At 61.8% G+C, this 8,299-nt stretch carries 13 protein-coding genes and 1 tRNA gene; 7 read left to right on the top strand and 7 right to left on the bottom strand.

Annotation, left to right across the window (positions count from 1 at the left end; translation table 11 throughout):
- From AAFN84_RS16535 to AAFN84_RS16505, 7 genes are all read left to right on the top strand, one after another.
- Positions 1-253, top strand: a 253-nt coding sequence (locus AAFN84_RS16535) for a hypothetical protein (RefSeq protein WP_347515703.1), incomplete at its 5' end; no start/stop codon positions are given.
- Positions 250-1,332: a hypothetical protein gene (locus AAFN84_RS16530; protein WP_347515702.1), complete on the top strand. Its 1,083-nt coding sequence runs from the start codon at positions 250-252 to the stop codon at positions 1,330-1,332. The genes AAFN84_RS16535 and AAFN84_RS16530, both read left to right, overlap by 4 nt.
- Before the next feature lie 59 nt (positions 1,333-1,391).
- Positions 1,392-2,114, top strand: coding sequence for a M15 family metallopeptidase (locus tag AAFN84_RS16525; RefSeq protein WP_347515701.1), 723 nt, complete (start codon positions 1,392-1,394; stop codon positions 2,112-2,114).
- Positions 2,114-2,437 carry a hypothetical protein gene (locus tag AAFN84_RS16520; RefSeq protein WP_347515700.1) on the top strand — a complete coding sequence of 108 codons (324 nt, stop codon included), beginning with the start codon at positions 2,114-2,116 and terminating at the stop codon, positions 2,435-2,437. Before AAFN84_RS16525 ends, AAFN84_RS16520 begins: the two co-directional genes overlap by 1 nt.
- Complete coding sequence (locus AAFN84_RS16515) at positions 2,434-2,835, top strand: hypothetical protein (RefSeq protein WP_347515699.1); 402 nt, start codon at positions 2,434-2,436, stop codon at positions 2,833-2,835. Before AAFN84_RS16520 ends, AAFN84_RS16515 begins: the two co-directional genes overlap by 4 nt.
- Positions 2,836-2,854: 19 nt before the next feature.
- Complete coding sequence (locus AAFN84_RS16510; protein WP_347515698.1) at positions 2,855-3,031, top strand: hypothetical protein; 177 nt, start codon at positions 2,855-2,857, stop codon at positions 3,029-3,031.
- A 16-nt stretch (positions 3,032-3,047) separates the two neighbouring features.
- Positions 3,048-3,422: a DUF1515 family protein gene (locus AAFN84_RS16505; RefSeq protein WP_347515697.1), complete on the top strand. Its 375-nt coding sequence runs from the start codon at positions 3,048-3,050 to the stop codon at positions 3,420-3,422.
- Between the two features lie 104 nt (positions 3,423-3,526).
- Here the strand turns inward: AAFN84_RS16505 and AAFN84_RS16500 are convergent, their stop codons facing one another.
- The 7 genes from AAFN84_RS16500 to betB all read right to left on the bottom strand — a co-directional run bounded on the left by AAFN84_RS16500 (position 3,527) and on the right by betB (position 8,250).
- The gene (locus AAFN84_RS16500; protein WP_347515696.1) at positions 3,527-3,745 is read right to left on the bottom strand and encodes a hypothetical protein; all 219 of its coding nucleotides are present in this window, start codon (positions 3,743-3,745) and stop codon (positions 3,527-3,529) included.
- A gap of 24 nt (positions 3,746-3,769) precedes the next feature.
- The gene (locus AAFN84_RS16495; protein WP_347515695.1) at positions 3,770-4,039 is read right to left on the bottom strand and encodes a hypothetical protein; all 270 of its coding nucleotides are present in this window, start codon (positions 4,037-4,039) and stop codon (positions 3,770-3,772) included.
- Between the two features lie 143 nt (positions 4,040-4,182).
- Positions 4,183-4,770 carry a hypothetical protein gene (locus tag AAFN84_RS16490; RefSeq protein WP_347515694.1) on the bottom strand — a complete coding sequence of 196 codons (588 nt, stop codon included), beginning with the start codon at positions 4,768-4,770 and terminating at the stop codon, positions 4,183-4,185.
- A gap of 6 nt (positions 4,771-4,776) precedes the next feature.
- A complete protein-coding gene (locus AAFN84_RS16485; RefSeq protein ID WP_347515693.1) occupies positions 4,777-5,259 on the bottom strand; it encodes a hypothetical protein in 483 nt (160 codons plus the stop codon).
- On the bottom strand, positions 5,259-6,101 hold the full coding sequence (locus tag AAFN84_RS16480) for a hypothetical protein (RefSeq protein WP_347515692.1): 843 nt from the start codon (positions 6,099-6,101) through the stop codon (positions 5,259-5,261). The genes AAFN84_RS16485 and AAFN84_RS16480 overlap by 1 nt, the downstream gene beginning before the upstream one ends.
- Positions 6,102-6,625: 524 nt before the next feature.
- Positions 6,626-6,702: transfer RNA gene (locus AAFN84_RS16475), tRNA-Pro, on the bottom strand.
- 81 nt (positions 6,703-6,783) lie between these two features.
- Positions 6,784-8,250, bottom strand: a complete 1,467-nt coding sequence (gene betB / locus AAFN84_RS16470) for a betaine-aldehyde dehydrogenase (protein WP_347515691.1) — start codon at positions 8,248-8,250, stop codon at positions 6,784-6,786.
- Positions 8,251-8,299 lie beyond the last annotated feature (49 nt).

Below are 8,299 nucleotides of genomic sequence, written 5' to 3'. Positions count from 1 at the left end.
CGTGACGATCGGCGCCGCCGGCCGGACGCTCGCCAACCCGACAAATCAGATCGCCGGCAAGAGCGGATTCCTGAACGTGGCGCAGGACGGCACGGGCGGGCGCACGATCACGAACTGGGGCAGTAACTTCGTCTGGTGCGGCGATCAACCGGACTGGCCCACGGCGGCGAATGCTGTCACGAAGATCGCCTATTTTGTGCGCACTGCCGGGAGCAAGATCGAACTGTCATTCGCAGGGAACATGGCATCGTGAACCTGCTCGGTCCCAATCCATTCCTTGGCTGGAACGCGGTTTTCAAGGGCGCGATCAACCATGTCGCCATGGCGGTCGATGTAGTGACGGCAGGCGCGCACAAGACGTCGAACCTGCACTATCGCATCGCCGGCAATGGCCTGATCTGGCATGAGGCGCTCATCAAGGGCGATCTGGCCGCATACACCACAAGCAATGGCGGGCCGGGCGCGTTCGAATGCTTCGGCATCGTTCGGTTCGATGGGGCCTGGTATGCCCATGGCGCGATCTGGACCAGCTCGACGGCAAACACCGGCGCGATCTTTCGCACGACGGACGGGCGGACGTGGGATCTGGTCACGGTGCCTTACGGGAGCGACGGCCCGAGCACGGCCGCGAGCCTGCGCGAGTATCGCTTTGCCGCTGCCAATGACGACTACATCGTCGCACTGAAGCCGACCGGCGAGTTTGTCTATTCCAGCAATGGCACAAGCTGGTCGGGGCGCGATGACCTGATCGGGTACGATGGCGGGTTCGGCCCTGTCGACGTCGCTCGCGGGCTTGCCGCGACATCTGGTGGCATCACCGTCGTCGGCCGTGTGAACGCCTCGACTGGCCAGCGCTTCAAGACAGCATCGACGCCATCCGGCACATTCACCGACCGCGGCGCCTTCGTGGCTGATCGCAACATCACCGCATTCGCGCAGGGCAACATCGTGCTTGCCATTTCCGCTCCATCCGCGCCGCTGCAGCGCTCGGCTTATGCCGCCGCTGGCAATCTCGCGACCTGGGCAGATGCTGGGCTGACCGAGACCAGCACGGTCAACAAGGCATTCTTCGCCCTCGATCACTGGTATGCAGGATCCGACGACGACTGGCTCGTCTCAGAAGGCTCGTCGGGCACACCCGGTGTCGGCGGCTGGACGCCTGTCGCGGTGCCATGGGACGGCGAGGATGTGACCATCGGCTACGAGTACGACGATCGCGCCTATGTGCATTTCGGCAATGGGCAACTGGCCTACAGCGATGATGGCGAGGCGTGGGCTGAAGCCGTCGCACCGAACCTGGCCGCCAAGCCGTATTTCGCGGCCGCTGCCTAACCCGACCCTCAACCCAGACTGAAACGACCAGCCACCCGGAAACGGGGGAAGGAGATGTCATGAGTTTTGCAGAGTGGCTGCAGAGCCGCCTGACGGCGCACGGCTATTCGCCCGGGCCGATCGATGGCGTGATCGGGCCTGGCACCATTGCCGCCATCAGGGCGTTCGAGAAGGCAAACGGGCTGCCTGTCGACGGCACGGCCGACGAAAGGCTGGTGAAGGCGCTGAGGGCTTCGGCTTCGGCCGTACGGCCGGCGCAGATGGCGGCCATCCCCGACCGGGCGCGTGACCTGGGCGAGGGCATGCTGCCGACGCAGAGCCAGTGGCCACGGCAGGCCGGCGTGCCGGGCTTCTTCGGCGCGGTGGGCACGGACCAGGTGCAGATCGACGTGCCGTTCGACATGGTGCTGGCGTGGGACAAGAGCACCCGCCTGCGCCGCATGACGCTGCATCGCAAGGTGGCCGCCTCGGCGCTACGTGCGCTGACGCGCGTGGCGGAGACCTATTCGCCGGCCGAGCGCGCCGCGCTGGGGCTCAACCTGTTCGGCGGCTCGCTCAACGTGCGGCGCATGCGCGGTGGCTCGGCCTATTCCATGCACTCCTGGGGCATCGCGATCGACTTCGACCCGGAACGCAACCAGCTTTCATGGAAGGCGCCGCAGGCACGGCTTTCACATACCGACGCCGTGCCGTTCTGGAAGGCGTGGGAAGAGGAAGGCTGGCTGTCGCTTGGCCGGGCGCGGAACTTCGACTGGATGCATGTGCAGGCGGCGAGGCTTTGATGAGCGGCGGCAAGAGCGGCGAACCCTCGTGGCGGTACCGGCGGCTGGCGATCTATGCCGTCACCATCTGGGGATGCTTTCAGCTCTGGCTGCTGGTCGATTCGCAGGACACGCGTGTCAACGAGACCATCGCATGGGGCTGGCAGGTGATGATCGGGGCGCTGGTGCTCGGCTATACCGGATTTGCCACCGTGCAGGACATGACGGCGATCTGGCGCACGCGCAGCGGGAAGCCCTACCGCGACCCTGACGCGGTGCAGCCGCCGGCTGACTGGCCGGCCGATATCGCGCCACCTGAAGACGATCGGAGGATGGGACCATGATCGCGATCATTGCCCGAGCGCTCGGCCTGTCGCCGCTGCTGGTCACGGCAGTGTTTCTGGCGCTGCTCGGCGGCGGCTTCTGGGCTTGGGGCTCATATCAACACCTCAGCGGCTTCCGCGAAGGGCAGTCGGCCGAGCGGATCGTCTGGGAGCGAGACATGGCCGATTTGCGCGATCAGATGGCCGAACAGCGCCGCGCGGCCGAAGCCGAGATAGCGGCGATCGAGAGCAACTATGCCGCGGCCAAGAGCCGTGCCGACCGTCAATTCCGAGAGTTTGATGCGGCGATCGCCGCCATGGAGAGCGAAGATGAGGCAAACCCTAACCCTCCTGGCTGTGTGTGCCGCCCTGCCATTCCTCGCGGGCTCGGCCTGCAGCTCGACAAGATCGGTCGCTGACCGGCCGGAGCTGGCGCGTGTGCCTGCGGCGCTGCTGGAGGAGTGTGCCAACCTGGTCGAGATCCCTGATCGTGACCTGCGCACCACCGAGGTGGCGCGGCTGTGGGGAGCCGACAGGGCGGCGCTCGGCGAATGCCGGCGACGCCACAGCGCGCTCGTGGGCAGCGTGAAAGCCATTCAAACGCAGGGACGATAGGGGCGGGATATTGCCGGTGACAAAACTCGACGACATTTCCGAGGCGATCGGCGCGCTCCGGGCGGAGGTATTGAGCCTGCGCCGGGACATCGTGGCGGAGGGCAGGGCCCGCGCCGAGCACGCCGAGAATTCCGACAAGCACCGCGCCGTCATCCATCGCCGCATGGACGATCTGGTGGACGAGGTCGGCGATCTGTCGACGAAGGTCGTCACCATGGAATCGAAGGTGAATGACAGCAAGACGGTGACCGACGAGGTGAAGCAATGGAAGCAGCGCGGCATCGGCGCGCTCTTCGTCACCGGCATTGCCTCGGCGGCGATCTCGTCCACCGTGGTCGGCTTCGTTGTCTACTGGTGGGAGAGCATCATGCGCGCGCTGCGCGCGAATTGAGATCGGCCCTCGGGCTGATGCGTGCCGGCCGCTTGCCGGTGGGGCCTCCTCAGCCCCGGAAAAGACGAATGCCCCGCTGGCGAAAGCTGGCGGGGCTTTTTCCGTCAGGCGCGAGGCACCGACGGAAACGGCGAAACGACTGCAAGTCGCCTGTCGTACCGCTCGATCACGTGTGTCGACAGAATTTCCATCTGGTCGTTACCCGGATGGATTACATGCTTGCCGGACGGTGCGACCAGTTTTGTCACCGGAACCATGCCACGAGCAGGATCGGCGCCGATACCGCTTTTGCAGTCGCCGCCGATCTTCTTCAGCCAAAACATGTACTGCCCAAGCGTCGCCATAAATCAGGCGACCAGGCGTTCGTCCTTGGAAACTACGTCGTCTTCTCGAAAAAGAGACTGGATCGAATCCGGTGCGGGGCCGAGATCGAAAACGTCGCGACCAACGGATTGAGCTTCCTGCATTTCGGCATTCAGGACGAGCTCAAGACGGTTCATGGCTTCTTCAGGAGTGGAGCCCTGCGCAACGATGTCGAGTTCCACGCCGGACGCGATATAGAAGCCTTCGTCCTTAAAGACGATGATATTTAGCGTACGGGCCATATCGTTACTCATCACTTTCTCCCCTCTCGCCTTCGTTAATGCGCTATATCGCAATTCAGTTGCCAACATGTCAACGTAACCAAATGGCATAGAAGCTTTGCGCGAAGCTGACGCCACCAACCTTCGGATTGCGGTTCGGCTACATCTTTCAGATCTCATCGGGACCGCGTATGGATCTCGAGCCGCACGGCATCACCGTCACATTTCGAGCAGCGCATCTTCTTTTCGATCGCCGCCAGCTCTGCCTTGCGGCCGAAGCGATCTATGAACGGCTGCGGTTCAATGTATTTGCTGTGCATGCACGCCGGGCAGAAGGCACGCAGGACGTGGAAGGACCGCAAGTCGTCGAGCTGGGCGCTGAACGGCGCTTCAGTCTTGCCGACGGTTGTCGTGACGGGCGCGGGTGCCTTGCCGGGGGTGACCATCCTCTCCATCACGTGCCCGCTATTCCTGAGGATCAGCAGCGCGTCAGGCGTCGTGCGCACCGCCACATGCCAAGCGCCCAGGATGATCGAGAGCGTGGCTGCCGAGGCGAGATCCTCGACCTTCTCGGACTCGTCCGCCCTCCATTGCTCGATCTTAAACGGATGATCCTTCGTCAGCACGGTCGCCTTTGCCTCTCGCTGCCCTCCCAGCTGGCGATATGTGGGACAGTCGCAACGAAAAGCCAACCAAAACAAAGGGCGCTGCCGCGCCCCACTTTTTTGCAAGCCTTTGATTTTTAACGGACGGCGCAGAAGCAATGAAACTCACTCGTCTTGGCTGTCATCTCGCTTCTTCACACCGGAAAAGTCAGGCTCTATGCGAAAGACCAATTGGGTAAGGCTGACCAGAACGAGAACATGCCAGAGCAGGATAAGCAGAGCAGCCGCGTTGAACAGACCTTGCGCGGTTTCACCTTGGCACACCACGGGTTTTGCCACGACGAGGGCAACGGCGGCGATGAAAAGTCCGATCAACCAGTATGTTGATTTTGTCAGGTTTTGGCGAGATTTGGTAAGGCCGCCTGGCGTCTGATACCTTTCTTCAATCCGGTTGAAGGCCAGATGAATGTTTGCGGTCGAAGCGAGCGTTATTGCCAATATCACCCCGAGGATGTTCAGAAACTCGTGGTTTACGAAGTCGGCAAGGAAGGTGTTCTGATCGCTGATCCAAGCAGGTCGTACGAGTGCGACTATAAATGCGGCTGTCGCGAACATCATCAGAAGGCAATAGCCAATGGTCCGATTCATCAGAATATCCGATCTAGCGCGCCCTTGATGGTCTCCCAGTACGACGCTGTTTCTGGTTCCGTGCCAGCGGTGTCGATCTCTTCCGCCACCTTATGATCATCGGACCTGTACCGCTTCCCGTCCTTTGTGCGGGCGGTGATTTTCCCTCCTCCCTTCTCGACGTGCTCCGCGATCTCGTCCAATTGAGAGGCATCGGTGTCTATCGCGTCGTCGCTCTCAAGCCTTGTTCTTACCCGCGCGATGTTACCTTTATCTCGTAGACGCTTCATTTCCTCAGAGAAGTCGTCCGGGCTGTTGAACATGTTGGGAACCGCCACGTCATATGCGATGACCTGGATTGTTCCCTTATGTTCCTCTGCGAATCGAGCGAATGACCGCGCTTGAATAATCGGGAACACAGAGACGGAATAAGGTTCCGAGTGACCTTCCGAGAAGTGCTGGGCCAATGAGGCCAAGATAGGCGCTGGGCCACCGACATCCGGGTTGCTTTCCAAGGCGAGCTTCTGACCGTCAGGATGATCGCTGGGATCCAAGAGAAGCAGGGCGGCCTGCCATGATCTGTGCTCGGTAGGCGACAATCCCTCCCAAGGAGGGGTTCTCTCCGTCTGCTGTCTGTCACGCGCAATCCAGCCCGACACAATCTTTTCTGGCAGGCCGGAGTTTTTTGTTGGCTCCGGGACGAAGAAGAACTCGTTGCCTTTGTGTCGGAAGGAAAACTGTTTGGAAAACACTGCCCGCAGCCACTCTTCCCGAGAGAACTCGCTCCCGTCGCTCTTAAGGCGTTCGAATGCGTCGCGCTGCCCCTTCGCCTTCAGCGAAAGGCGGAACAAGAATGTTTTCAAAAGCCCCTCCCAAGGTCCCCGCAGGCATTCAATCAGAGCCACTGCGGAAAGTGGAGTCCGAATCGAGGCAGGTATGAAGAGCGGAAATCTCACGATTCTCAAACAATGGGACCGGAATATGTTCCTATGATGCTCTGCGCCCGAACGGGTGAATTCCTTGCTTCAAGCTTTTCGGTTGCCCAATCTGCGTTGGAACAGACCACGAAAGCCTGTTGGGCAACCGGCCGAAAAGCCCCGATTTTCCAACGGCTATGGCGCTCCCTCCGGGCCCACCAGATTCAGTCTTTCAGGGGAGGGCGTCTTCTGGGCGCGGCGTGGTCCAGGCGTGACCATCAGTCCCGTCACGTGGCTGCCGTTCGTGAGGATCAGCAGCGCGTCAAACGTCGTGCGCGCCGCCTCGTTCCAGGCCGCTCGAATGCTCTATCTTGAATTGGTGCTGTTGCCTGACATGGCGTATCGGTCCGGTTTCGGTCCGAGAGGTGTTTTCGGGGAGGTGTGGAAGGGCCGGGAACCCTTGGAAATGCTGGTCGGAGTGGCAGGATTTGAACCTGCGACCCCCTCGTCCCGAACGAGGTGCGCTACCAGGCTGCGCTACACTCCGTGACCTGCAGGCCGGGCTTATAGCGTCCGGCCTGCCAGCCTGCAAGCGCCATCGACGCCTGCGGATGAGAAATTCGTCGCCTCAGTAGGGGCTTTCGACGTCGCCCGTCTCGACATAGACGGCCTTGAGCTGGGAGTAGTGCGAAAGCGCCGCCAGCGAGTTCTCGCGCCCGACGCCGGATTGCTTGAAACCACCGAAAGGCAATTCGGGAGGTGCGAGATTGTAGTGGTTGATCCAGCAGCTTCCCGCCTTGATCTCCGCGATCACGCGGTGCGCGCGCGGCAGGTTCTGCGTGAACACGCCCGCCGACAGGCCGAACTCGGTGTCGTTGGCGCGCGTGACCACCTCATCCTCTCTCGAAAAGGACAGCACGCTCATCACGGGTCCGAAGATCTCTTCGCGTGCGATGCGCATCTCGTCCTTCACGTCAGTGAAGATCGTGGGCTCGACGAAGAAGCCGCCATCGAACCCTTGGAGCTTGGGGACACCGCCGCCACAGTGCAGAGTGGCGCCCTCATTCTTGCCGATGTCGATATAGTCCGTCACCTTCTCGTGCTGAGCCTTGTTGATGAGCGGGCCCATCTGTGTGTCGGGATCTAGGGGGTCTCCGATCCTTATCTTCTTGGTGCGTTCTGTCAGCCGATCGAGGAAGCGATCGTAGATGCCGTCCTGGACGAAGACGCGCGTGCCGTTCGAGCAGACCTGCCCGGTGGAATAGAAATTGGCGAGCATCGCGCCGCCAACGGCGTTCTCGACATCGGCGTCGTCGAAGATGATGAGCGGCGACTTGCCGCCAAGCTCCATCGTCGCGTGCTTCATCTGCGAGCCGGCAAGGGCGAGGACCTTGCGGCCGGTGGGCACGGAGCCCGTCACCGATACCTTGGCGACGACCGCGTGGCCGGCAAGCGCGGCACCGACATCGCCAAAACCCTGCACAACGTTGAAGAGACCGTCGGGAAGGCCTGCCTCCGTGAAAATCTCCGCAAGCAGCAGGGCGGAAAGGGGTGTGTTTTCCGACGGCTTGAACACCATGGCATTGCCCATCGCCAGGGCAGGTCCCGACTTCCAGCCCGCGCCCTGGATCGGATAATTCCAGGCACCGATGCCAACGCATACGCCGAGAGGCTCGCGGCGCGTGTAGCCGAAGGGGCCACCGCCGAAGTCAATATAATCGCCATAGTAGCCGGCCACGACGCCGCCGAAGAACTCCAGCGCCTCGGCGGCAGAGGCGGGATCGGCAACCAGCGTCTCCTGGATGGCCTTGCCGGTGTCGAGCGTCTCGACGCGCGCGATTTCGTCGTTGCGCTCGCGCAGGATTTCGGCGGCCTTGCGCAGGATACGGCCGCGATCGGCAGGACGCATGCGCGCCCATTCGATCTGCGCGGCGCGCGCCGCCTCGACAGCCAGTTCGACGATGTTCGGTGTCGCCGCATGCAGGCGGGCGATCACTTCGCCGGTGGCGGGATAGATGACGTCGAGCGGCTTTCCTTGCTCGTCGTCGACATAGCTGCCGTTGATGTAATGCGATGCCTTGGGTTGAGCGCGCATGGGCGTTCTCCTGTCTTGGTGCATGATCTCATCCGAAAACCGGATTCCA

Source organism: Mesorhizobium sp. CAU 1741 (assembly GCF_039839275.1).
Lineage (GTDB): Bacteria > Pseudomonadota > Alphaproteobacteria > Rhizobiales > Rhizobiaceae > Aerobium.
Note: the sequence above shows the minus strand (reverse complement) of the source record. Positions and strands in the feature narration are given on the sequence as shown.